This is a genomic window from Cellulomonas iranensis NBRC 101100 = JCM 18110, assembly GCF_001552375.1.
Taxonomy (GTDB): domain Bacteria; phylum Actinomycetota; class Actinomycetes; order Actinomycetales; family Cellulomonadaceae; genus Cellulomonas; species Cellulomonas iranensis.
In genome coordinates this window covers 1-23,058 of record NZ_BCRB01000002.1, presented here as the reverse complement: position 1 = coordinate 23,058, position 23,058 = coordinate 1, and the positions used below count along the sequence as shown (strand labels likewise).

The following is a 23,058-nucleotide window of genomic DNA, read 5'->3' as shown; positions in this document are numbered from 1 at the left end:
AGACACACCATGGCGATCTTCCTCACCGAGGAGTCCAAGGTCATCGTCCAGGGCATGACGGGGTCGGAGGGCCAGAAGCACACGACCCGCATGCTCGCGTCCGGCACGCAGGTGGTCGGTGGCGTGAACCCGCGCAAGGCCGGCACGTCGGTGACGTTCCCGCACGGCGACGGCACGGTCGACGTGCCCGTCTTCGGCTCGGTCGCCGACGCGGTCGCGCAGACCGGCGCCGACGTGTCCGTGATCTTCGTGCCGCCGGCCTTCACCAAGGCCGCGGTCGTCGAGGCCGTCGACGCCGGCGTCCCGCTCGTCGTCATCATCACCGAGGGCGTGCCGGTGGCCGACACCGCCGAGTTCTTCGCCTACGCGCAGGACAAGGGCGTGCGCCTCGTCGGCCCCAACTGCCCGGGCCTCATCAGCCCCGGGAAGTCGAACGTCGGCATCATCCCCGCCGACATCACCGGCCCCGGCCGCATCGGGCTGGTGTCGAAGTCGGGCACGCTGACCTACCAGATGATGTACGAGCTGCGGGACTTCGGGTTCTCGTCGGCCGTCGGCATCGGGGGCGACCCGATCATCGGGACGACGCACATCGACGCGCTCGCCGCGTTCGAGGCCGACCCCGACACGGATCTCATCGTCATGATCGGCGAGATCGGCGGCGACGCCGAGGAGCGGGCCGCCGCCTACATCCAGGCGAACGTCACCAAGCCGGTCGTCGGCTACGTCGCGGGCTTCACGGCCCCCGAGGGCAAGACGATGGGCCACGCCGGTGCGATCGTGTCCGGCTCGTCCGGCACCGCGCAGGCCAAGAAGGAGGCCCTCGAGGCCGCCGGCGTCAAGGTCGGCAAGACCCCGTCGGAGACCGCCGCGCTCGCGCGCGAGATCCTCTCCGCCTGACGCGTCCGACGAGACCGGCGGACCGGGCCCGGAAGGTCCCGGTCCGCCGGTCTCGTGCGTCACGGGGTCGCGGGGCCACGACGCGCCGGGTCGGGTGCCGTCGCCCGGCCGGCGGAGCGGCGACCATGGGCGGGTGCCCACCTCCACCGGTCCCGTCCCGACCACGGGGCGCGTGCGCCGCGTCCTGCAGGACGACCCCCGCCCGTCGTTCTTCACGTCGGCGATCGACGGCGCGCCGCGCTGGGCCGTCGGGGCGCTGACCGCGCTGCAGGGCGCCGCGCTGTCGCTGCTCGCGGTCACCCTGCCGGCGGTCGCGGTGTTCGTCGCGACCTCGGCCGACCCGGCCAACGCCGACGTCGCGTGGACCCGGGCGGTCGTCGTCGCCGCCAACCTGTGGCTGCTCGCGCACGGCGTGCCCGCGACCCTGGGCGGTGCCGTCGTGTCGGTCGTGCCGCTGGGGCTCACGGCGCTCGCGGTGTTCACGTGCTACGCGTCGGCGCGTCGTTCCGGGCAAGCGACCCGGGGTGCGGCCCTCGCGGGCGTCGCGGCGTACACCCTCCTCGCCGTGCTCGTCGCGGTCGTGACCGGTGCGGGCGGGACGGGCGTGCTGCGCGCGCTGCTGGGCGGCGTGCTCGTCGGCGGCCTCGGCCTGGGCGCCGGGCTGCTGCGGCGGCCCGAGGCGCCGCCGTGGGCGCGGCTCGTCGCACCGGTGCGCGACCGGCTCCCGGGCGGCGTCGCGGTCGGGCTACGCGCGGGTCTGCTGGCGACCGCCGGGCTCGTGCTGCTCGCGTCGGTGGTCTGCGTCGTGTGGGTCGTCGCGGGGCACGCCGCGGTCGCGCAGGTCGTCGCCGGGCTCTCGCTCGACGCCGTCGGCGGGGTCGTGCTCGCGGTGGGCGAGCTCGCGTTCCTGCCGAACCTCGTGGTGTGGGCGCTCGCGTGGGTCGTCGGCCCCGGGTTCGCGGTCGGCGCCGGGACGCGGTTCGCGCCCGCCGAGGTGGTCGCGGGCCCGTTGCCGGCCGTGCCGCTGCTCGGGGCGCTGCCCGACGCGGGCGGCGGGCCGCTGCTGGCCGCGCCCGCGCTCGTGCTCGCCGTCGGCCTGCTCGCGGGGCTCGTGCTGCGGCGCTGGTCGACGCCCGTGCGGCCGCGCGACGTGGTGGTCGCGCTCGCGGTCCTCGCGGTCACGGTCGGGTCCCTCGTCGCGCTGCTCGTGGCGGCCGCGAGCGGTGCCGCGGGCCCGGGGCGCATGGCCCACGTCGGGGCGCACGTCGGCCTCGTCGCGCTGCTCGCCGCCGCCGGGACCGGCGTCGCGGCCGCGTGCACGAGCGTCCCGTTCGACCCCGAGGTGCGTGCCGCGGTGCGTCGTGGGCGCGAGCGGCGACGCGCGGCAGCCGCGGCGCCCGCACCGCGCGCGGGCGACGACGCGACGCCAACGGGCCCGGACGCCACCGGGTGAGCGACCGGCCGGCACGTCGCCGTGCGGCGACGTGCGGCCCAGCGGTCGTCAGCCGCCGAGGCCGAACACGGACCCGATGCGCTCGCGGACGTCCCGGTCGAACTGCGACTGGCACGCGCTCTGCGCCTGCTGCGTGAGCGCCGCGCCGCTGCACCGCTGCAGGTCGCGCACGGCGTCGAGGTAGAGCAGCGACTGCGCGCTGAGGAACGTCCACATCAGCGACGCGACGACGAGCACGACGGACAGCGCGACGACCGGTCCGCGTGCGCGCGCGCGGGCCGCGCGCGTCACCGCGACGATCGCGAACGCGAGGCTCGCGACGGCCGTGACGGGGGCGACCAGCAGGCCCGGGTACGGCGCGCTGAGCAGCACGACGCCGGCCAGCAGGAGGCACGCGCTCCACACCGCGGCGCGGGTCGCGCGCGCGACGCCCGCAGGGTCGGGCGGCGTCGGCGGTCGCTGCCCCGGGTGCGGCCCGGCCGGCGGCCCGGCGTGCTGCCCCGGGTGCTGGGGGCTGCCGTGCTGCGGGCCGCCGTGCTGCGGGTGCGGTCCCGGCGCGCCGGGGTACGGGCTCTGCGACCCGGGCTGCTGCGGCGGTGCGACGTGCCCCGGGTGCCACGCGCCCCCGGTGCCCGGCGGGGGCGTCGCGCCCCCCGGCGCACCGGGCGCCGGCGGCGGCGACTGGTCCCGCGGCTGCGACTGGTCCGGCGGTGCCCACGGGTTGCCCATGGCGTCATTCTCGCGCACGCGCGGCGCCGGACGCGCGGACGGGTCGGCCCGCGGGCGGGGTAGGTTCACCCGCGTGACTCGCACCGGCCCCGGTCCCGTCCCGCCCGCCCACGCCGTGTCCCGCGCGCACCGCCTCGTCGTGCTCGTGTCCGGCACGGGGTCGAACCTCGCGGCGCTGCTCGACGCGCACGACGACCCGGCCTTCGGCGCGCGCGTCGTCGGCGTCGTGTCCGACCGTGCGGGCGTCGCGGCGCTCGACCGCGCGCGCGAGGCCGGGGTCCCGACCGCGGTCGTCGCGCTGCGCGACTTCCCCGACCGCGACGCGTGGGACCGTGCGCTCACCGAGGCCGTCGCGGTGTTCTCGCCCGACACCGTGGTGCTGGCGGGGTTCATGAAGCTCGTGGGCGCGCCGTTCCTCGCGCGGTTCGGCGGGCGGACGGTCAACACGCACCCCGCGCTGCTGCCGTCGTTCCCCGGCGCGCACGGCGTGCGCGACGCGCTCGCGTACGGCGTCAAGGTCACGGGCTGCTCGGTGATCGTCGTGGACGCGGGCGTCGACGACGGCCCCGTCGTCGCGCAGGAGGCCGTCGCGGTCGCGGACGACGACGACGAGTCGTCGCTGCACGAGCGCATCAAGGTCGTCGAGCGTCGCCTGCTCGTCGACGTCGTGGGGCGCATCGCGCGCGACGGGCTCACGGTCGACGGCCGGCGCGCGCGCCTGGGTCGGCCCGCGGCCGACTGACCCGCGCGCGCCGGTGCGCCGGTAGACTCGTGCGCGGTCGTGACTGGCGAGGGTGGAGGACCACCGGGGAGCGACCGAGCACCACCCTGCCGAGTGCACCGCCCGCCTGGGTGCCGGGGTTCGTCGAAGGTCCTGCCGGACCGCCGCCCGACCCAGGAAGGTGCCACCCATGCCGCACGACCTGCCCCCCGTCGCCCCCGTCGCGGACCCGACCGCCGACGCCACGCGCCGCCCGCTGCGCCGCGCGCTGCTGTCCGTCTACGACAAGACCGGCCTGGTCGAGCTCGCGACGGCGCTGCACGCCGCGGGCGTCGAGCTCGTGTCCACGGGGTCGACGGCCGCGACCGTCGCGGCCGCGGGCGTGCCGGTGACGCGCGTCGAGGACCTCACGGGCTTCCCCGAGTGCCTCGACGGGCGCGTCAAGACCCTGCACCCGCGCGTGCACGCCGGGATCCTCGCCGACACGCGTCGCCCCGAGCACCTCGCCCAGCTCGACGAGCTGGGCGTCGCCGCGTTCGAGCTCGTCGTGGTCAACCTGTACCCGTTCACGCAGACCGTCGCGTCGGGTGCGGGTGTCGACGCGTGCGTCGAGCAGATCGACATCGGCGGGCCGTCGATGGTGCGCGCCGCCGCGAAGAACCACCCGAGCGTCGCGGTCGTCGTCGACCCCGCGCGCTACGACGACGTGGTCGCGGCCGTCGCCGCCGGCGGGTTCACGCTCGCGGAGCGCACGCGCCTCGCGGCGCAGGCGTTCGTGCACACCGCGACCTACGACGTCGCGGTCGCGTCCTGGATGGGCAACGTCGCGACGACCACCGACGAGGTCGACGGCGTCGCGACCGGCTTCCCGGCCTGGGTCGGCGCGACCTGGGAGCGGTCGGACGTGCTGCGCTACGGCGAGAACCCGCACCAGCGGGCGGCGCTCTACACGGCGGACCAGGGCACCCCCGGGCTGGCGCAGGCGCGCCAGCTGCACGGCAAGGCCATGAGCTACAACAACTACGTCGACGCGGACGCGGCGTGGCGGGCCGCGCACGACCACGGCGACCTGCCCACGGTCGCGGTCGTCAAGCACGCCAACCCGTGCGGCGTGGCCGTGGGCGCCGACGTCGCCGACGCGCACGCCAAGGCCCACGCGTGCGACCCGGTCTCGGCGTTCGGGGGCGTCATCGCGACCAACCGGCGGGTCACGCTCGCGGCCGCCGAGCAGATCGCGCCCGTGTTCACCGAGGTCGTCGTCGCCCCGGGCTTCGACGACGACGCGCTCGCGCTGCTCACGCAGAAGAAGAACATCCGCCTGCTGGTGGTCGACGCGCCGCCCGCGACGCACGTCGAGCTGCGCCCGGTGTCCGGCGGTCTGCTCGTGCAGTCGGTCGACCGCATCGACGCGCCCGGCGACGACCCGGCCACGTGGACGCTCGCGGCGGGGGACGCGGCGGACGCGGCCACGCTGGCCGACCTCGTGTTCGCGTGGCGCGCCGTGCGGGCCGTGAAGTCGAACGCGATCCTCCTCGCGCACGACGGTGCGTCCGTCGGCGTCGGCATGGGGCAGGTCAACCGGGTCGACTCGTGCCGGCTCGCGGTCGAGCGCGCCAACGCCGGGGACGTCGAGCGCGCGCGCGGCGCCGTCGCGGCGTCCGACGCGTTCTTCCCGTTCGCCGACGGGCTGCAGGTGCTGCTCGACGCGGGCGTGCGCGCGGTCGTGCAGCCGGGCGGCTCGGTGCGCGACGAGGAGGTCGTCGCCGCGGCGGCGGCCGCGGGCGTGACGCTCTACCTCACGGGCACGCGGCACTTCGCGCACTGACCCGCGTCCCGCACGGGCCCGGCCGCACGGCGGTCGGGCCCGTGCGGCGTCGGGCCGACGGGGGACGTGCCCGCGGGGGCCTCGCCCGCGTCAGGCCGGGGGCGTCGCGCGCACGAGCGTGCGCAGGTCCGCCGCGGGCGCGGCGTCGGGCCCCAGCGGGAGGTGGGGCAGCCCGTCGCGGGCGAACAGGCGCCGCGCCGCGCCGACGTCGCGCGGACGGTCCACGACGAGGGCGCCGGTGACGGCGTCGTCGTGCGACCACAGCACGGTCCAGCCCGCACCGTCGCGGGGGTCGCCCAGCACGGTCGTCCGGTCGCCCGGGCCCGGCAGGCCGAACATCGTGAGGTCGTGCCCCAGCTGGGTCGAGAACACGTAGGGCACCGGCTCCGGTCCCTCGACCGGCAGGCCGAGCAGGTGGCGGACCAGCACGTCGGGGCCGTGCAGCGCCTCGTCCCAGTGCCCACCGGGCACCCAGCCGTGCCGCGCCGAGCGCCGTACCGCGACGTCGCCCACCGCGAGCAGGCCGGGCAGCGGGCCGTCGGGACCCAGCGCGCGGTACGCCTCGTCCACGGGGACGGCCCCGTCCCGCAGCGGCAGCGCCCCGTCGAGCCACGCGGTCGCGGGCCGCGCCCCGACGGCGACGAGCACGACGTCCGCCGGCAGGTGGCTGCCGTCGGCGAGCCGCACACCGGCGGCGTCGAGCGACGCGACGGCGGCCGACGTGCGCAGGTCGACCCCGGCGGCGGCGTACCAGGGGGCCGTGAGCGCGCCGACCTCGACACCGAGCGCGGCCGCGAGCGGCGCCTCGCGTGCCTCGACGACCGTGACGTCGTGGCCCGCCGCGGCCGTGACACCCGCGACCTCGGCGCCGATCCACCCGGCGCCGACCACCACGAGCCGGCGCGGCGACACGCCGAGCGCGGTGCGCAGCGCGTCGGCGTCGGCGGCCGTGTGCAGCGTGCGGGCGCCGTCCCAGCCCGCGACGCGCACCGCCGCGGCGCCCGTCGCCAGCACGACGCAGGACGCCGCGAGCTCGCCGTCGTCGGTGCCGACCGCGGCGCCCCCGCCGGCCAGCGGGCGCAGGCCGCGCGCCGCCCTGCCCAGGTGGACCTCGTCGGCGAGCGCGTGCAGGTCGTGGCCCAGGTCGTCGGCGAGCCAGGCCGGTGACGTCCGGTCCAGCAGGTGCTTCGACAGCGGCGGCCGGTCGTACGGTGCGACGCCCTCGGCGCCGAGCACCCGCACGACGCCGTCGTACCCGTGCTCGCGCAGCGCCGCGACGGTACGGAGCCCCGCGAGGCCCGCGCCCACCACCAGGACGTCGCGGACGGGGGACGGTGCGGCAGGTGCGTCGGTCGTCACGGTGTCACCGTAACGAGGCGTCGCAGCGGTACGCTGATCCGCACCGCGCACGTCCGCCGGGTCCGCTCAGGGGGCCGACCGGCGGGGCCTCCCGGCCGGCCGCGGTGGTGGACGACGAAAGGGGCCGCATGTCGAGCGCGGCGCGCATCCCCGGCGCGGACCTCCGCACACCGACCTGGACGACGCGGCCCGGCGCCGGCGGTGCGGAGCAGCGCGACGGTGCGCCCGAGACGCCGGCAGACGGTCGTCCCCGCGTGTCGGTCGACCAGCACCCCGGTCTGCGCCCGGCCGCCGCAGCCGGCGCGTCCGCGGCACCGGTGGACCCCGACGTGCGCCCGGTGCCGCCCGAGGAGCAGGCGCTCGATCCGCGGTCGATCGCACGGGCGTCGCTCGCGGCGGGGCGCAACCGGTCGTTGTGGTGGACGCTCGGCGGCATCGCCGGTGCGGTGGGTGCCGCGTTCGCGTGGGACGCGGTCGTCGGCGTGCTGGTGCTCGCCGCGCTGCTCGTCGTCTACGGCGCGGTCCGGGCCGTGGGCACGTCGCCGGGCCCGGCCGCCGTCGTGGTCCGCTCGAAGGCGCTCGACGTGACGGTCCTGCTCGGGTGCGCCGCGGCCCTCGTCGCGCTCGCAGCGGTGCTGCCGGGCGCCTGACGCGCGCCCCCGCCGCCACGAGGCGGGCGTGACGGACGTCGGACGGACGACGAGGGCCCCGGGTCGTCCGACGGACGTCCCGGGGCCCTCGTGCGTGGTGGCTCAGCGCTCGACGACGAGCACGTCCTCCTCGGCGACGTACAGCTCGTCCTCGCCGAACAGCGAGTCCTCCGGCGGCTCGGCCGCGAACGCGCGGTAGACGAGCGCGGCGATCGCGGCCCCGAGCAGCGGCGCGACCCAGAACAGCCACACCTGCGACAGCGCCCAGCCGTCGGAGAAGATCGCCGCGGCCAGCGAGCGCGCCGGGTTGAGCGAGCCGTTGGTCACAGGCGTCGCGACGAGCAGCAGGACGGCGAGCGCCAGGCCGACCGCGAACGGGACGTGCTGCTTGTTGGCGCGACGGTCGGTCGCGCCGAGGATGACGCCGACGAACACGGCGGTCGCGACGGCCTCGACGAGCAGCGCCACCACGAGGCTGAACTCGGCCTGGCCGCCCGAGAGCGTCGCGAGGGGCGAGTGGTCGGCGTAGCCGTTGGCGACCGAGCTGAAGAACGTGCGCGTCGACGTCTGCGCGCCCTGGCTGACGAGGCCCGGCAGCGCCGCGGGCACCGTGAGGAACAGCACCGCCGCGGCGAGCGCGCCGCCGACGACCTGGGCGAGCCAGTAGGGGAGCAGGTCCTTGAAGGACGTGCGGCCCGCGAGGCACGCGCCGAACGTCACGGCCGGGTTGAAGTGCCCGCCCGAGACGCGGCCGACGGCGATGATGCCGGCGAGCACGGCGATGCCGAAGCCGAGGGCGACGCCCAGGCCGCCGCCGGTGTTGCTGAACGCCGAGTACAGCGCGACGCCGAGGCCGACGAGGACCAGCAGGAACGTGCCGAACGCCTCGGCGCCGAGCCGCGCCAGCAGGCCGGGGCCGGCGGCCACGACGGAGCCGGCGGGCAGCACGTAGGCGTCGCCCTCGTCGAGCTCCGTCGCGTCGTCGTCCGTCTCCGCCACGGCGACGACCGGCTCGGCCGGGTCGGCGGGGCTGGCCGGCGCGGGCGTGCTGCTCGCGGTGGTGCCGGCGGCGGCCGCCGTGGTGTCCTCGGGCTCCGGTGCGCCCTCGGTGGGCTCGGGCTTCTGCTGCGACATGTCGGTCCTGTCGGTCGGTGTGTGTGGGTCACCGTCGGATGCCGGGCCGCGGTGCGGCCGGCCGGCGGGCGTCGATGGCGCGGACGGGTGACGCAGGGCCCAGCATGCCAGCCGACCCTGTGCGGCGGCAGGTGGTCCGCCGGACCGAGATCTCTCGATGTCGAGTAACCTGGGCGGCACACCCACGGCACAGGAGGCAGGCCCGCGCATGGCGAAGATCAAGGTCGTCGGCCCCGTCGTCGAGCTCGACGGCGACGAGATGACGCGCATCATCTGGCAGTTCATCAAGGACCGCCTGATCCACCCGTACCTCGACATCGACCTGCGCTACTACGACCTGTCGATCGAGAACCGCGACGCGACCGACGACCAGGTCACGATCGACGCGGCGCACGCCATCAAGGAGCACGGCGTCGGCGTCAAGTGCGCGACGATCACGCCCGACGAGGCGCGCGTCGAGGAGTTCGGCCTCAAGAAGATGTGGGTCTCGCCCAACGGCACGATCCGCAACATCCTCGGCGGCGTCGTGTTCCGCGAGCCGATCATCATCAGCAACATCCCGCGGCTGGTCCCGGGCTGGAACAAGCCGATCATCATCGGCCGGCACGCCCACGGCGACCAGTACAAGTCGACGAACTTCAAGGTGCCCGGCGCCGGCAAGATCACGATGACGTTCGAGCCGGCCGACGGCTCCGAGCCGCAGCGCTTCGAGGTCGTGACGATGCCCGAGGCCGGTGGCGTCGCGATGGGCATGTACAACTTCAACGAGTCGATCCGCGACTTCGCGCGCGCGTCGTTCGCGTACGGCCTGCAGCGCGGCTACCCCGTGTACCTGTCGACCAAGAACACGATCCTCAAGGCGTACGACGGTGCCTTCAAGGACATCTTCGCCGAGGTGTTCGAGGCCGAGTACAAGGACCAGTTCGAGGCCGCCGGGCTCACGTACGAGCACCGCCTCATCGACGACATGGTCGCCGCCGCGATGAAGTGGGAGGGCGGCTACGTCTGGGCGTGCAAGAACTACGACGGCGACGTGCAGTCCGACACCGTCGCGCAGGGCTTCGGCTCGCTCGGGCTCATGACGTCGGTCCTCATGACCCCCGACGGCAAGACCGTCGAGGCCGAGGCCGCGCACGGCACCGTCACGCGGCACTACCGCCAGCACCAGCAGGGCAAGCCGACGTCGACCAACCCGATCGCGTCGATCTTCGCGTGGACCGGCGGCCTCAAGCACCGCGGCAAGCTCGACGGCACGCCCGAGGTCACGCAGTTCGCCGAGACGCTCGAGGACGTCGTCATCACGACCGTCGAGAGCGGCAAGATGACGAAGGACCTCGCGCTGCTCATCGGCAAGGACCAGCCGTGGCTCACCACGGAGGAGTTCCTCGCCGCGCTCGACGAGAACCTCGCGGCGCGCCTCGCCTGAGACGTGCACGACGCGACGCCGCCGGCCCGTGCCGGCGGCGTCGCCGTTTCATGGCACGGGTCGCCCCCGTGCGCGATAGGTTCGGTGGTGGCGCGTGGACGCGTGTCGGCGCGCCACCACCGGTCGACCGAAGGAGCCCGCCCGTGTCCGTCTCCACGCCCGCCGTCGTCACCGTCACCGGGGCCGCCGGTCAGATCGGGTACGCCCTCGCCTTCCGGATCGCGTCGGGGCAGCTGCTCGGCCCGGGCACGCCGGTGCGGCTGCGGATGCTGGAGATCCCGCCCGCGGTGAAGGCCGCCGAGGGGGTCGCGATGGAGCTCGACGACTGCGCGTTCCCGCTGCTCGACGGCATCGACGTCACGGACGACGCGACGGCCGCGTTCGACGGCGTGAACGTCGCGCTGCTCGTGGGGGCGCGCCCGCGGACCAAGGGCATGGAGCGCGGTGACCTGCTGAGCGCCAACGGTGGCATCTTCGGGCCGCAGGGCGCCGCGATCAACGCGGGCGCGGCGGACGACGTGCGGGTCCTGGTGGTGGGCAACCCCGCGAACACGAACGCGTACATCGCGGCGGCGCACGCGCCCGACGTGCCGGCCGAGCGGTTCACGGCGATGACGCGGCTCGACCACAACCGTGCGCTCGCGCAGCTGCGGCACCGCACGGGTGCGGCGGTCGACGACATGCGGCGCGTCGCGATCTGGGGGAACCACTCGGCGACGCAGTACCCCGACCTGACGCACGCGACGATCGGCGGGCGGCCCGCGCTCGAGGTCGTCGGCGACGACGTGTGGGTGCGGGACACGTTCATCCCGACGGTCGCGAAGCGCGGCGCGGCGATCATCGAGGCGCGCGGCGCGTCCTCGGCAGCGTCGGCGGCGAACGCGGCGATCGACCACGTGCACACGTGGGTGCACGGCACCGCCGAGGGGGACTGGACGTCCGCCGGTGTCGTGTCGGACGGCTCGTACGGCGTGCCCGAGGGGCTGATCTCGTCGTTCCCGGTCACCGCCGCGGGCGGCGCGTACACGATCGTGCCGGGGCTCGAGCTCGACGCGTTCTCGCGCGAGCGGATCGACGCGTCGGTCGCCGAGCTGGTGGAGGAGCGCGAGGCCGTGCGCGCGCTCGGCCTGGTCTGACCGGCGGGAGGGGCGTGCGCGTCGCGATCCGGGTGCGTCCGGGGGCGTCGCGCACGCGCGTCGGTGGTCGGTACGGCGACGCGCTGGTCGTCGCGGTGCAGGCGCGCGCGGTGGACGGCGCCGCGACCGAGGCCGCGCTCGCGGCGCTCGCGGACGCGCTGGGCGTGCGGCGTCGGCACGTCGCCCTGGTGACGGGCGCGACCAGCCGGGACAAGGTCGTCGAGGTGGACGACACCGCGACGCGGGGTGACGCCGGGGCGCGGGTGCTGGAGCTGCTCGACGCCTGAGGGCGGCCGACGGGTCGCAGGGCCGGGCGGATCGTCCGGATCGCGCGGCATGCCCGAAACCCTTGCTGCAAGTTGTTGCAACGGGTTACGGTCACCGGGACAGCCCCCCACCGACGGCACGACGACGTGCCGTGACGAAGGAGTCCCGATGGTCGGCGCCGCCCTGCCACGCCCCCTCGCCCCCCGCGCCGCACGCCGTGCGCTCGCCCTCCTCGCCGCCGGGGCCGTGGCCGCGACCGGCGCCGTCGTCGCGCTGCCCGCACCGACCGCCGTCGCCGCGGCCGGCGCGGTCACGCTCGTCGGCAGCCTGCAGGACGAGCTCGGGTGCGCCGCCGACTGGGACCCCGCCTGCGCGAGCACCGCGCTCGCGCCGACCGACGTCCCCGGCCGGTTCTCGGCGACGTTCGACGTGCCGGGCGGCGCGCACGAGTGGAAGGTCGCGCTCGACGGCACGTGGGACGCGGCGTACGGCGCCGACGGCGGCGACGCGAACACGCCGCTCGTGCTCGCCGGGCCCGCGCGGCTCACGTTCACCTACGACGACGCGACGCACCGCACGTCCGTCGTCGTCGCGGACCTCGCGGGGGGCTACACGGACGCCGACGCCGACCTCGTGGCGGACCCCGTGCGCGACCCGGGTGCGGGGGAGAGCTTCTACTTCGTGCTCACCGACCGGTTCGCCGACGGCGACCCCGGCAACGACACCGGCGGTCTCGACGGCGACCGGCTGACCACCGGCCTCGACCCCACCGACAAGGGGTTCTACCACGGCGGCGACCTCGCGGGCCTGCGCGAGCGGCTCGACTACGTCGAGGGGCTCGGCACCACGGCGATCTGGCTCACGCCGTCGTTCCTCAACAAGCCCGTCCAGGGCGCGGGCGCCGACGCGTCGGCCGGGTACCACGGCTACTGGGTCACCGACTTCACGCGCATCGACCCGCACCTGGGCACCAACGCCGAGCTCGAGGCGCTGATCGCCGACGCGCACGCGCGCGGCATCAAGGTCTACTTCGACATCATCACCAACCACACGGCCGACGTCATCGACCACGCCGAGGGCGGGTACGGGTACGTCGACCAGGCGACCCGGCCCTACCGCGACGCCGCGGGCGAGCCGTTCGACCCCGCGACGTACGCCGGCACCGGCGACTTCCCCGCGCTCGATCCTGCGACGTCCTTCCCGTACACGCCGGTGATCGACCCGGCCGACGCCCAGGCCAAGGTGCCCGCCTGGCTCAACGACCCGACGCTGTACCACAACCGCGGCAACTCGACGTGGACGGGGGAGTCCGTCACGTACGGCGACTTCGACGGCCTCGACGACCTCATGACCGAGCACCCGGACGTCGTGCAGGGCTTCGTCGACGTCTACGAGGCGTGGGTGGACCTGGGGATCGACGGGTTCCGCATCGACACCGTCAAGCACGTGAACCGCGAGTTCTGGGACGTCTTCACCACGGCGATCGCGCAGCACGCGGCCGCGGTCGGCAACCCGGACTTCTTCATGTTCGGCGAGGTGTACGACGCGGACCCGGCGCTCACCGCGCCGTACGTGCGCGAGACCGACATGGACGCCGTGCTCGACTTCTCGTTCCAGGCCGCGGCGGCGAGCTACGCCAGAGGCTTCTCGGCGGCGGGCCTGCAGGGCCTGTTCGCGGGCGACGACCTGTACACGACGCCGACGAGCAGCGCGCAGGCGCTGCCCACCTTCCTCGGCAACCACGACATGGGTCGCATCGGGTACGCCGTGAAGGACGCGGGCGACGCGCAGGCGCGCTCGGGTCTCGCGCACGCCCTCATGTACCTGACGCGCGGGCAGCCGGTCGTCTACTACGGCGACGAGCAGGGGTTCGTCGGCGACGGGACGCTCGGGGGCAAGGACAAGGACGCGCGGCAGTCGCTGTTCGCGACCCAGGTGGACGAGTACGCGGACCAGGCGCTGCTCGACGGCACGCCCGCCGGCTCGGTCGACCGGTACGCGACGGACACGCCGTTGTACCGGCAGATCGCGACGCTCGCGGAGCTGCGCGCGCGGACGCCCGCGCTGACCTCCGGCGCGCAGGTCGAGCGGTACGCCGCCGGGTCGGTGTACGCGTTCTCGCGCGTCGGCGACGACGGCGTCGAGCACCTCGTCGCGCTCAACAACGCGGCGACGCCGGCCGACGTCGCGGTCGACAGCCTGACGCCGGGTGCGACGTTCACTCCTCTGCTCGCGACCTCGGGCGCCGGCACGGTGCCGGGCGCCGCCACCACCGCCGACGCCACCGGGACCGTCGCCGTGACGGTGCCCGCGTTCGGCGCGGTCGTGCTGCGGGCCGACGGCCCGGTGGCGGCGGGCGACGACGGCCTCACGCTGGCGGCGCCGGGCGCGGGCGCGGCGCTCGAGGGGCTGGCCCCCGTGGTCGCGGACGTCGACGACGACGCGTTCGCCACGACGTCCTTCGCCTACCGCGTGGTCGGCGACGACGCGTGGACGCCGCTCGGCACCGCCGAGACCACGACGCCCCGGGTGTTCCACGACGTGCGCGACCTGGAGCCCGGCACGCTCGTCGAGTACCGCGCGGTGCGCCAGGACGTGACCGGCCACCGCAGCGCCGCGTCGACGTACGCGAGCGTCGGCGTGGCCGTCGACGGCGTCGAGCCGCCGCCGGCGCCGGGCGGCACGCTCGTCACGGTGCCCGGCAGCCACAACGCCGCGATGGGGTGCCCGGGGGACTGGCAGCCGGGCTGCGAGGTGGCGCGCCTCACGTCGACCAACGGGGTCGTCTACTCCGGGACGTTCACGGTCCCGCCGGGGTCGTACGAGTACAAGGTCGCCGTGGGCGGCACGTGGGACGAGAACTACGGCGCGGGCGGCGCACCCGGCGGCGCCAACGTCACGTACACCGTGGCCGGCGACGCGCCGCAGCAGGTGACGTTCGTGTACGACGCGACCACGCACCAGGTGACGTCCTCGGCGCAGGGTCCGCTGCTCACGCTGCCGGGGTCGTACCAGAGCGAGGCGGGCTGCGCGGCCGACTGGGACCCCGCGTGCCTGGCGACCGCCCTGGTCGACGGCGACGGCGACGGGACCGCGACGCTGACGCTGCCCGACCTGGCGGCGGGCACGTACGAGCTCAAGGTCGCGCACGGCCTGTCGTGGGCCGAGAACTACGGCGCCGACGGCGTCCGCGACGGCGCGAACGTCGCGTTCGCGGCACCCGGCGGCCGGCCCGTGACGTTCGTCTACGACCTCACCACGCACGTGCTGACGGTGCAGGTCACCGACCCGCCGCTGCCCGGTACGGGGCAGGCGCAGGCGCACTGGGTCGACGCCCGCACGCTCGCGTGGCCCGCGGGCCTGGTCACGAGCGGCACCGACGCGTCGGCGCTGCGGTTCACGCTGCACGGGTCGCCCGAGGGGGCGCTCGAGGTGGTGGACGGGCACGTGACGGGCGGTGAGGAGGTCGCGCTCGAGGTCGTCGCCGGTGGGCTCACCGCGGCGCAGGTCGAGCGGTTCCCGGCCCTCGACGGGTACGTCGCGCTGCGCGTGCCGTCCGACCGCGCCACGGTCGAGCGGCTGCTCACCGGCGAGCTGCTGGTGCGGCAGGCGGACGCGGACGACGTCGCGCAGGCGGTCACGGGCGTGCAGGTGCCGGGCGTGCTCGACGACCTGTACAGTGCGAAGGCAGTCAAGCGTACGTTCGGCACGACGTGGGTGAAGGGGGCGCCGCACCTCGCGCTGTGGGCCCCCACCGCGCAGGACGTCGCCGTGCTGGTGTGGCCCGCCGACCGGCGCGGTGCGCTCGACACGTCCCGCGAGCCCGTGCGGACCGCCGCGCAGCGGCAACCCGACGGCAGCTGGACCGTCGCCGGCGCGAAGGCCTGGGCCGGCGCGGCGTACCTCTGGGAGGTCACGGTCTACGCGCCCACCACGGGGAAGGTCGAGGTGAACCGCGTGACCGACCCGTACGCCGTCGCGCTCACGCTGAACTCGACGCACGGCGTGCTCGTCGACCTCGACGACGCCCGCTACCGGCCGCGCCAGTGGGAGCGCACGCCCCAGCCGGTCGTGCGTCCCGTCGACCAGACGATCTACGAGCTGCACGTGCGGGACTTCTCCGTCTCGGACACCACGGTGCCGGCGGCGCTGCGTGGCACGTACGGAGCGTTCGCGGTGCCCCGCAGCGACGGCCGCGACCACCTGCGCGCGCTCGCCGACGCGGGGCTGACCACGGTCCACCTGCTGCCGACGTTCGACATCGCGTCGATCGAGGAGGACCGGTCGGCGCAGGCGGCGCCCGCGTGCGACCTCGCCGCGCTCCCGCCGGACTCGCCCGAGCAGCAGGCGTGCGTGACCGCCGTCGCGGGGCAGGACGCGTTCAACTGGGGCTACGACCCGTGGCACTGGACCGTGCCGGAGGGCTCCTACGCGGTCGACGCGGTGGGCGGCGCGCGGGTCGCCGAGTTCCGCACCATGGTCGGGGCGCTGCACGCCGACGGGCTGCAGGTCGTGCTCGACCAGGTGTTCAACCACACCGCGGCGAGCGGGCAGGACCCGAAGAGCGTGCTCGACCGCGTCGTGCCGGGGTACTACCACCGGCTCGACGCGACCGGGAAGGTCGAGACCTCGACGTGCTGCCAGAACGTCGCGACCGAGCACGCGATGGCCGAGAAGATGATGGTCGACTCGGTCGTCACCTGGGCGCGGGACTACAAGGTCGACGGCTTCCGGTTCGACCTCATGGGCCACCACTCGCGGCAGACCATGGAGGCCGTGCGCGACGCGCTCGACCGGCTGCGCCCGCGCACCGACGGCGTCGACGGGCGCAAGGTCTACCTGTACGGCGAGGGCTGGAACTTCGGCGAGGTGGCCGACGACCGGCTCTTCGAGCAGGCCACGCAGGGTCAGCTGGGCGGCACGGGCATCGGCACCTTCTCGGACCGGCTGCGCGACGCCGTGCGCGGCGGCGGGCCGTTCGACGAGGACCCGCGCGTGCAGGGCTTCGGCTCCGGCGCGTTCACCGACCCCAACGGGGCGCCCGTGAACGGCACCGAGGCCGAGCAGCTCGCGCGCGTGCGGCACCAGGCGGACCTCGTGCGCCTGGGCATGGCCGGCAACCTGCGGTCGTTCGAGCTGCTGACGAGCGACGGCACCGTCAGGCGCGGCGACCAGGTCGACTACAACGGGCAGCCGGCCGGGTACGCCGACTCCCCGGAGGAGGTCGTCACGTACGTCGACGCGCACGACAACGAGACCCTGTTCGACAACCTCTACCTCAAGCTCCCGCAGGACACCCCGATGGCCGACCGCGTCCGCATGAACACGGTCTCGCTCGCGACGACGACGCTCGCGCAGACCCCGTCGTTCTGGCACGCCGGCGCGGACCTGCTGCGCAGCAAGTCGCTCGACAGGAACTCGTACGACTCGGGGGACTGGTTCAACGTGCTCGACTGGTCCGGGCGCACCAACGGGTTCGGGCGCGGGCTGCCGCCGGCGGCGGACAACGAGGCGAAGTGGCCGTTCCAGCGGCCGCTGCTGGCCGACCCCGCGCTCGTGCCGACCCCCGCCGACGTCGCGGCGGCGCGCGCGGCGTCGGCCGAGCTGCTCGAGCTGCGCGCGTCCACGCGGCTGTTCCGGCTCGGCGACCCCGACCTGATCGAGCGCAAGGTGACGTTCCCGGGCGCGGGCCCCGACGCCACCCCGGGCGTCGTGGTCATGCACGTCGACGACCGGCCGGGCTGGGACGCGGCGACGCGCCGCTGGCGCACCGACGTCGACGCGCGGCTCGACGGCCTGCTCGTGGTCGTCAACGCGTCGGACGAGCCGACGACGCAGCGGGTCGACGCGCTCGCCGGGAGGCGGTACGTGCTGTCGCCCGTGCAGGCCGCGGGCGCCGACCCGGTGGTGCGGACGACCGCGTACGACCGCGGCACGGGGACGGTCACGGTGCCGGCCCGGACGGTCGCGGTGCTCGTCGAGCAGCGGGCGGCGACGCCGCGCCCCGACCCGTGGCGGGACCTGGTGTGCGGACTGCTGGGGCGGTGGTTCCCCGGGGTGTGCCGCTGACCTGCGCGTGCGTCAGCGCGACGCCCCGTGCCTTCGACGGTCGAAGGCACGGGGCGTCGTCGTCGGGGGTCATGCCCGTTTCGAACAGACTCGATGCGGCGTGCAGCGCGCGGGTGACGTCAGGACACGGATTGGTCACGGCTCTTGCCTGCCCCAAGCCTTCAGGTCTTGAATGCAACGCGAAGCCGCACCCGGCTCCTCGGCAGCGACGCCGACCCCGGGTGGCCCGGACGACGGACGTCCCGGCCGCAGCAGCGGCGCACACGAGGGAGCGACGACGATGTCACTGGCATGGAAGAAGACGGCGGTCGCGGTGCTCGCCGCGGGCCTGCTCGCAGGGTCCCTGGCCGCGTGCAGCTCCGAGCGCGACACGGGCTCCGGCGGCGGGGCGACCGACGGCGCGTCGGGCAGCACCGAGGACACGACGGTCGGCATCGCGATGCCCACCAAGAGCCTCGAGCGCTGGAACCGCGACGGCGCCCACCTCGAGGAGCTCCTCAAGGACGCCGGCTACGAGACGAGCCTGCAGTACGCCGACAACAAGGTCGACCAGCAGATCACCCAGATCGAGAACATGATCAACCAGGGCGCGGACATCCTCGTCATCGCGTCCATCGACGGCACGGCGCTCGCGCCGACGCTGCAGCAGGCGGCCGACCAGGGCATCAAGGTCATCGCCTACGACCGCCTCATCAACGACACCCCGAACGTCGACTACTACGCGACGTTCGACAACTACGGCGTCGGCAAGATGCAGGGCGAGTTCATCGTCGACGCGCTCAAGCTCGACACGGGTGCGGGGCCGTTCAACCTCGAGCCCTTCGCCGGGTCGCCCGACGACAACAACGCGAAGTTCTTCTTCGCGGGTGCGTGGGACGTCCTCAAGCCGTACGTCGACAAGGGCCAGCTCGTCGTGCCGTCGGGCAAGGCGCCCGCGTCCGACGACGACTGGGCCTCGATCGGGGTCCAGGGCTGGAGCTCGGACACCGCGCAGTCCGAGATGGAGAACCGCCTCAACTCGTTCTACTCGGGCGGCACCAAGGTGAACGTCGTCCTGTCGCCCAACGACTCGCTCGCGCTGGGCATCGCGCAGGCGCTCGAGGGCGCCGGCTACGCGCCCGGTCCGGACTACCCGGTCCTCACGGGCCAGGACGCCGACAAGGCCAACGTCCTCAACATGATCGCCGGCAAGCAGTCGATGTCGGTGTGGAAGGACACCCGCGCCCTCGGCGACCAGGTCGCGAAGATGGTCGACCAGATCGTCAAGGGCGAGACCGTCGAGGTCAACGACGAGAAGACCTACGACAACGGCGAGAAGGTCGTCCCGACCTACCTCCTGCCGCCGCAGGTCATCACGCCGGACAACGTCCAGGTGCTCGTCGACTCGGGCTTCTACACGGCCGCCGACCTCGGCCTGTGAACCACCGCCGGCCGCGCGACCCGTCCGGTCGCGCGGCCGGCACCGCCCGGACGACCCAGCGAGGACCCATGGACACCGAGCACATCCTCGAGATGCGCGGCATCACCAAGACGTTCCCCGGCGTGAAGGCGCTCGCGGACGTCACCCTGTCCGTCCGCCGCGGCGAGATCCACGCGATCTGCGGCGAGAACGGCGCGGGCAAGTCGACGCTCATGAAGGTGCTGTCGGGCATCTACCCGCACGGCACGTACGAGGGCGAGATCGTCCTCGACGGCGAGGTGCAGGAGTTCCGCGGCATCCGCGACTCCGAGCGCCAGGGCGTCGTCATCATCCACCAGGAGCTCGCGCTGTCGCCGTTCCTGTCGATCGCCGAGAACATCTTCCTCGGCAACGAGCGCGCCGAGCGCGGCGTCGTGGACTGGAACCGCACGAACGCCGAGGCGGCCAGGCTCCTCGCGCGCGTCGGGCTGGCCGAGCGTCCCGACACGCGCGTCAGCGACATCGGCGTCGGCAAGCAGCAGCTCGTCGAGATCGCGAAGGCGCTGTCGAAGGAGGTGCGCCTGCTCATCCTCGACGAGCCCACCGCGGCGCTCAACGACGAGGACTCGGCGCACCTGCTCGGCCTCATCCGCGGCCTGCGCGACGAGGGCATCACCTCGATCATCATCAGCCACAAGCTCAACGAGATCGAGGCCATCGCCGACACCACCACGATCGTCCGCGACGGGCGCACCATCGAGTCGCTCGACATGCACGGCACCGACGCCGTCACCGAGGAGCGCATCATCCGCGGCATGGTCGGCCGGCCGCTCGACCACCGCTTCCCCGACCACACGCCGAGCATCGGCGAGGAGGTCCTGCGGATCGAGGACTGGACCGTGCACCACCCCGTCGACCAGGCCCGCAAGGTCGTCGACCGGGCCAGCCTCACCGTGCGACGGGGCGAGATCGTCGGGCTCGCGGGGCTCATGGGCGCGGGGCGCACCGAGCTCGCGATGAGCGTGTTCGGGCGCTCGTACGGCACCCGGATCTCGGGACGCGTCTACAAGGACGGACACGAGATCACCCTGGCGACCGTGCAGCAGGCCATCGCGCACGGCATCGCCTACGCGACCGAGGACCGCAAGCGGTTCGGGCTCAACCTCATCGACACCGTGCAGCACAACGTGTCGGCCGCCGCGCTGGGCAAGCTCGCACGCCGCGGCGTCGTCGACCGCGAGGCCGAGTCGACCGTCGCCGAGCGCTACCGCAAGGAGCTCAACATCAAGACGCCGACCGTCGCCTCCGTCGTCGGCAAGCTCTCGGGCGGCAACCAGCAGAAGGTCGTGCTCGCCAAGTGGCTCTACGCCGACCCGGACGTGCTGATCCTCGACGAGCCGACGCGCGGCATCGACGTCGGCGCGAAGTACGAGATCTACACGATCATCAACAGCCTCGCGGACGCGGGCAAGGGCGTGCTCGTCATCTCCTCCGAGCTGCCCGAGCTCCTCGGCGTCTGCGACCGCATCTACGCGCTCAGCCAGGGTCGCGTCACGGGCGAGGTGGCCCGCGCCGACGCGACCCAGGAGCACCTCATGCACTTCATGACGATGGACAAGGACGGGATCGCCCGATGAGCACCACGACCGACGTCAACGTTCCGTCCCCGACGCCGCCGGGTGCGCCCCGCGTGTCGCTCGGGCAGCGGCTGCAGGGCCTGGGCGGCAACGCGCGCCAGTACGGGATCTTCGGCGCGCTCGTCGTCATCGTCCTGCTGTTCCAGGTGCTCACCGACGGCAAGCTGCTGCTCGCCAACAACGTCGCGGCGCTGTTCCAGCAGAACGCGTACGTCATGATCCTCGCGATCGGCATGGTCATGGTCATCGTGGCCGGGCACATCGACCTGTCGGTCGGGTCGGTCGTGGCGTTCGTCGGCGGCGTGGTGGCCGTGACCATGCGCGACCCGATCGGCCTGCCGTGGATCGCCGCCGTGCTCGTGGGCCTCGCGGTCGGCGCGCTGGTCGGCGCGTGGCAGGGGTTCTGGGTCGCGTACGTCGGGATCCCCGCGTTCATCGTCACGCTCGCGGGCATGCTCGTGTTCCGGGGCCTCGCGCTCGTGATCGTCGGCGAGACGCTCGCGGGCCTGCCGCCCGCGTTCATCCGGATCTCGAAGGGCTCGCTGCCCAACGTGCTCGGGTTCGTCGCCAACATGGACGTCGTCACGCTCGTCATCGGTGCGCTCGCGGTCGCCGCGATCGTGCTCACCCAGGTGCGTGCGCGCCGCTCGCTGCGCAAGCACGACCTGCACGTCGAGGCGTTCGGCCTGTTCCTCGCGAAGATCGCCGCGATCGCGGTCGGCATCGGGATCCTCACGGTGATCCTGTCGTTCTCGGCCGGCGGCACGCCCATCGTGCTCGTCATCGTCGGCGTGCTCGTCGTCGCGTACTCGTTCCTCATGGGGCGCACGGTCTTCGGCCGGCACATCTACGCGATCGGCGGCAACCGGGCGGCGGCCGCGCTCTCGGGCGTCAGCACGCGGCGCGTGGACTTCTGGATCTTCGTCAACATGGGCCTGCTCGCGGGTGTCGCGGCGATCGTCACGACCGCCCGTGCCGGTGCGGCCATCGCGGCGGCCGGGCAGAACTTCGAGCTCGACGCCATCGCCGCGTGCTTCATCGGCGGTGCGGCGGTGACCGGTGGCATCGGGCGCGTGTCGGGTGCGATCGTCGGCGCGCTCATCATGGGCGTGCTCAACATGGGCCTGTCGATCCTCTCCGTGGACCCCGCGTGGCAGATGGCCATCAAGGGCTTCGTGCTGCTGCTCGCGGTCGCGTTCGACCTGCTCAACAAGCGGCGCGCGGGCACGCAGTAGAACCGGACGTGCGTCCGTGACGGGCGTGGGCGCCGGTAGGTTGCCCTCGTGAGCAGGCGAGCGGGTGCGGCGGGCTCGCAGACCGCGCTGCGCGAGGCCAACAAGGCGCTCGTCGTCGGCACCGTGCAGCGGTACGGCGGGCTCACGCAGGTCGAGCTCGCCGCCGCCACCGGGCTGTCGCAGGCGACGGTGTCGACGATCGTCCGCGAGCTGCTGGCCGCGGGCATCGTCGACACCGCCGTCACGACGCGCAGCGGGCGGCGCGCGCAGCTCGTCACGCTCGCGCGGCGCGTCGGGCTCGCGGTCGGCATCCAGGTGGGCCACCGGCACCTGCGGGTCGTGCTGGGGGACTTCGCGCACGAGGTCGTGGCCGAGCAGACGCTGCCGCTGCCGTTCGAGCACCCCTCGGACACGACGCTCGACCGCGGCGCGCTGCTCGTCATGGACCTGCTCGAGCGCATCGGCTCGGACCTCGAGGACGTGGTCGCCGTCGGCCTGGGCGTGCCGGCGCCCGTCGACGTCGGCACGGGCATGGTCTCGGTGCCGGGGCTGCTGCGCGGGTGGGAGGGTGAGCACCTCGCGCAGGTGCTCACCGAGCGCCTGGGTCGCCCCGTGCTGGTCGACAACGACGCGAACCTCGGGGCGCTCGCGGAGTCCACGCTGGGGGCGGCCCGGGGCTACCGCGACGCGGTGTACGTGCGTGCGTCGTACGGCGTCGGTGCGGGCATCGTGCTGGGTGGGCAGGTGCACCGCGGGTTCGCGGGCACCGCGGGGGAGATCGGGCACGTGCAGGTCGACCCGACCGGCCACATCTGCCGGTGCGGCGCGCGCGGCTGCCTCGACACCGTCGTGGGCGCGACCGCGCTGGTCGAGCCGCTGCGGGCGTCGCACGGGTCGCTCGCGCTGCGCGACGTCGTCGCGCGGGCCCGCGCCGGCGAGCCGGGGTCGTCGCGCGTCGTGGCGGACGCGGGTGCCGTGATCGGGGCGGTGCTGGCGGGGCTGGGCACGAGCATGAACCCGCAGTGCGTGGTGGTCGGGGGCGAGCTGGCGGAGACGGGCGACGTGCTGCTGGGCCCGCTGCGGGAGGCCGTGCAGCGGCGCGTGCTGCTCAACCAGGT

The 23,058-nt window shown here is 74.5% G+C and carries 16 protein-coding genes and 1 riboswitch; of the genes, 13 read left to right on the top strand and 3 right to left on the bottom strand.

Translation table 11 applies throughout. The features are described 5' to 3' along the window. Window positions 1-9 precede the first annotated feature (9 nt). Both sucD and CS2_RS00535 read left to right on the top strand, forming a co-directional pair. Entirely contained in the window at window positions 10-900 is an 891-nt protein-coding gene (sucD, locus tag CS2_RS00540; RefSeq protein ID WP_070318439.1) for a succinate--CoA ligase subunit alpha, read from the top strand. A 133-nt stretch (window positions 901-1,033) separates the two neighbouring features. Beyond that, on the top strand, window positions 1,034-2,353 hold the full coding sequence (locus CS2_RS00535) for a cell division protein PerM (RefSeq protein WP_174524286.1): 1,320 nt from the start codon (window positions 1,034-1,036) through the stop codon (window positions 2,351-2,353). Between the two features lie 48 nt (window positions 2,354-2,401). Here CS2_RS00535 and CS2_RS18685 read toward each other — a convergent pair whose 3' ends face one another. Next, window positions 2,402-3,082, bottom strand: coding sequence for a hypothetical protein (locus tag CS2_RS18685; RefSeq protein ID WP_070318438.1), 681 nt, complete (start codon window positions 3,080-3,082; stop codon window positions 2,402-2,404). Between the two features lie 73 nt (window positions 3,083-3,155). On the opposite strand from CS2_RS18685, the gene purN reads away from it, so the two are divergent. Next, window positions 3,156-3,824, top strand: coding sequence for a phosphoribosylglycinamide formyltransferase (gene purN / locus CS2_RS00525; protein WP_070318437.1), 669 nt, complete (start codon window positions 3,156-3,158; stop codon window positions 3,822-3,824). 29 nt (window positions 3,825-3,853) lie between these two features. After that, window positions 3,854-3,943: riboswitch (ZMP/ZTP riboswitch) on the top strand. 50 nt (window positions 3,944-3,993) lie between these two features. After that, window positions 3,994-5,628: a bifunctional phosphoribosylaminoimidazolecarboxamide formyltransferase/IMP cyclohydrolase gene (purH, locus tag CS2_RS00520; RefSeq protein ID WP_070318436.1), complete on the top strand. Its 1,635-nt coding sequence runs from the start codon at window positions 3,994-3,996 to the stop codon at window positions 5,626-5,628. Window positions 5,629-5,718: 90 nt separating this feature from the next. Here the strand turns inward: purH and CS2_RS00515 are convergent, their stop codons facing one another. After that, on the bottom strand, window positions 5,719-6,987 hold the full coding sequence (locus CS2_RS00515) for an NAD(P)/FAD-dependent oxidoreductase (protein ID WP_070318435.1): 1,269 nt from the start codon (window positions 6,985-6,987) through the stop codon (window positions 5,719-5,721). A gap of 254 nt (window positions 6,988-7,241) precedes the next feature. On the opposite strand from CS2_RS00515, the gene CS2_RS00510 reads away from it, so the two are divergent. Continuing rightward, window positions 7,242-7,637, top strand: coding sequence for a DUF3017 domain-containing protein (locus CS2_RS00510; protein ID WP_233421014.1), 396 nt, complete (start codon window positions 7,242-7,244; stop codon window positions 7,635-7,637). A gap of 102 nt (window positions 7,638-7,739) precedes the next feature. Here the strand turns inward: CS2_RS00510 and CS2_RS00505 are convergent, their stop codons facing one another. Continuing rightward, the gene (locus CS2_RS00505; RefSeq protein WP_070318434.1) at window positions 7,740-8,771 is read right to left on the bottom strand and encodes an aquaporin; all 1,032 of its coding nucleotides are present in this window, start codon (window positions 8,769-8,771) and stop codon (window positions 7,740-7,742) included. 208 nt (window positions 8,772-8,979) lie between these two features. Here CS2_RS00505 and CS2_RS00500 point away from each other — a divergent pair, with 208 nt between their 5' ends. The 8 genes from CS2_RS00500 to CS2_RS00465 all read left to right on the top strand — a co-directional run. Continuing rightward, window positions 8,980-10,197, top strand: coding sequence for an NADP-dependent isocitrate dehydrogenase (locus CS2_RS00500; RefSeq protein WP_046528894.1), 1,218 nt, complete (start codon window positions 8,980-8,982; stop codon window positions 10,195-10,197). A gap of 143 nt (window positions 10,198-10,340) precedes the next feature. After that, window positions 10,341-11,333, top strand: coding sequence for a malate dehydrogenase (locus tag CS2_RS00495; protein WP_070318433.1), 993 nt, complete (start codon window positions 10,341-10,343; stop codon window positions 11,331-11,333). Between the two features lie 14 nt (window positions 11,334-11,347). Then, window positions 11,348-11,620 (top strand): DUF167 domain-containing protein, encoded by a 273-nt coding sequence (locus CS2_RS00490; RefSeq protein WP_070318432.1) that lies wholly within the window; start codon window positions 11,348-11,350, stop codon window positions 11,618-11,620. 148 nt (window positions 11,621-11,768) lie between these two features. Beyond that, window positions 11,769-17,669, top strand: a complete 5,901-nt coding sequence (gene pulA / locus CS2_RS00485; RefSeq protein ID WP_070318431.1) for a pullulanase-type alpha-1,6-glucosidase — start codon at window positions 11,769-11,771, stop codon at window positions 17,667-17,669. A 280-nt stretch (window positions 17,670-17,949) separates the two neighbouring features. Beyond that, complete coding sequence (gene chvE, locus CS2_RS00480) at window positions 17,950-19,089, top strand: multiple monosaccharide ABC transporter substrate-binding protein (protein ID WP_082131406.1); 1,140 nt, start codon at window positions 17,950-17,952, stop codon at window positions 19,087-19,089. A 68-nt stretch (window positions 19,090-19,157) separates the two neighbouring features. Further along, window positions 19,158-20,705: a multiple monosaccharide ABC transporter ATP-binding protein gene (gene mmsA, locus CS2_RS00475; RefSeq protein ID WP_046528889.1), complete on the top strand. Its 1,548-nt coding sequence runs from the start codon at window positions 19,158-19,160 to the stop codon at window positions 20,703-20,705. Next, entirely contained in the window at window positions 20,702-21,940 is a 1,239-nt protein-coding gene (gene mmsB, locus CS2_RS00470) for a multiple monosaccharide ABC transporter permease (protein ID WP_070318430.1), read from the top strand. Before mmsA ends, mmsB begins: the two co-directional genes overlap by 4 nt. Before the next feature lie 48 nt (window positions 21,941-21,988). Next, window positions 21,989-23,058: ROK family transcriptional regulator (locus tag CS2_RS00465; protein ID WP_070318429.1), on the top strand; the 1,070-nt coding region annotated here is incomplete at its 3' end.

Excerpts from the sequence above, each read along its gene's own strand:
- sucD (WP_070318439.1), top strand. The coding sequence starts at position 10 with ATGGCGATCTTCCTCACCGAGGAGTCCAAGGTCATCGTCCAGGGCATG.
- CS2_RS18685 (WP_070318438.1), bottom strand. The coding sequence starts at position 3,082 with ATGGGCAACCCGTGGGCACCGCCGGACCAGTCGCAGCCGCGGGACCAG.
- purH (WP_070318436.1), top strand. The coding sequence starts at position 3,994 with ATGCCGCACGACCTGCCCCCCGTCGCCCCCGTCGCGGACCCGACCGCC.
- CS2_RS00505 (WP_070318434.1), bottom strand. The coding sequence starts at position 8,771 with ATGTCGCAGCAGAAGCCCGAGCCCACCGAGGGCGCACCGGAGCCCGAG.
- CS2_RS00500 (WP_046528894.1), top strand. The coding sequence starts at position 8,980 with ATGGCGAAGATCAAGGTCGTCGGCCCCGTCGTCGAGCTCGACGGCGAC.
- pulA (WP_070318431.1), top strand. The coding sequence starts at position 11,769 with ATGGTCGGCGCCGCCCTGCCACGCCCCCTCGCCCCCCGCGCCGCACGC.
- chvE (WP_082131406.1), top strand. The coding sequence starts at position 17,950 with ATGTCACTGGCATGGAAGAAGACGGCGGTCGCGGTGCTCGCCGCGGGC.
- mmsA (WP_046528889.1), top strand. The coding sequence starts at position 19,158 with ATGGACACCGAGCACATCCTCGAGATGCGCGGCATCACCAAGACGTTC.
- mmsB (WP_070318430.1), top strand. The coding sequence starts at position 20,702 with ATGAGCACCACGACCGACGTCAACGTTCCGTCCCCGACGCCGCCGGGT.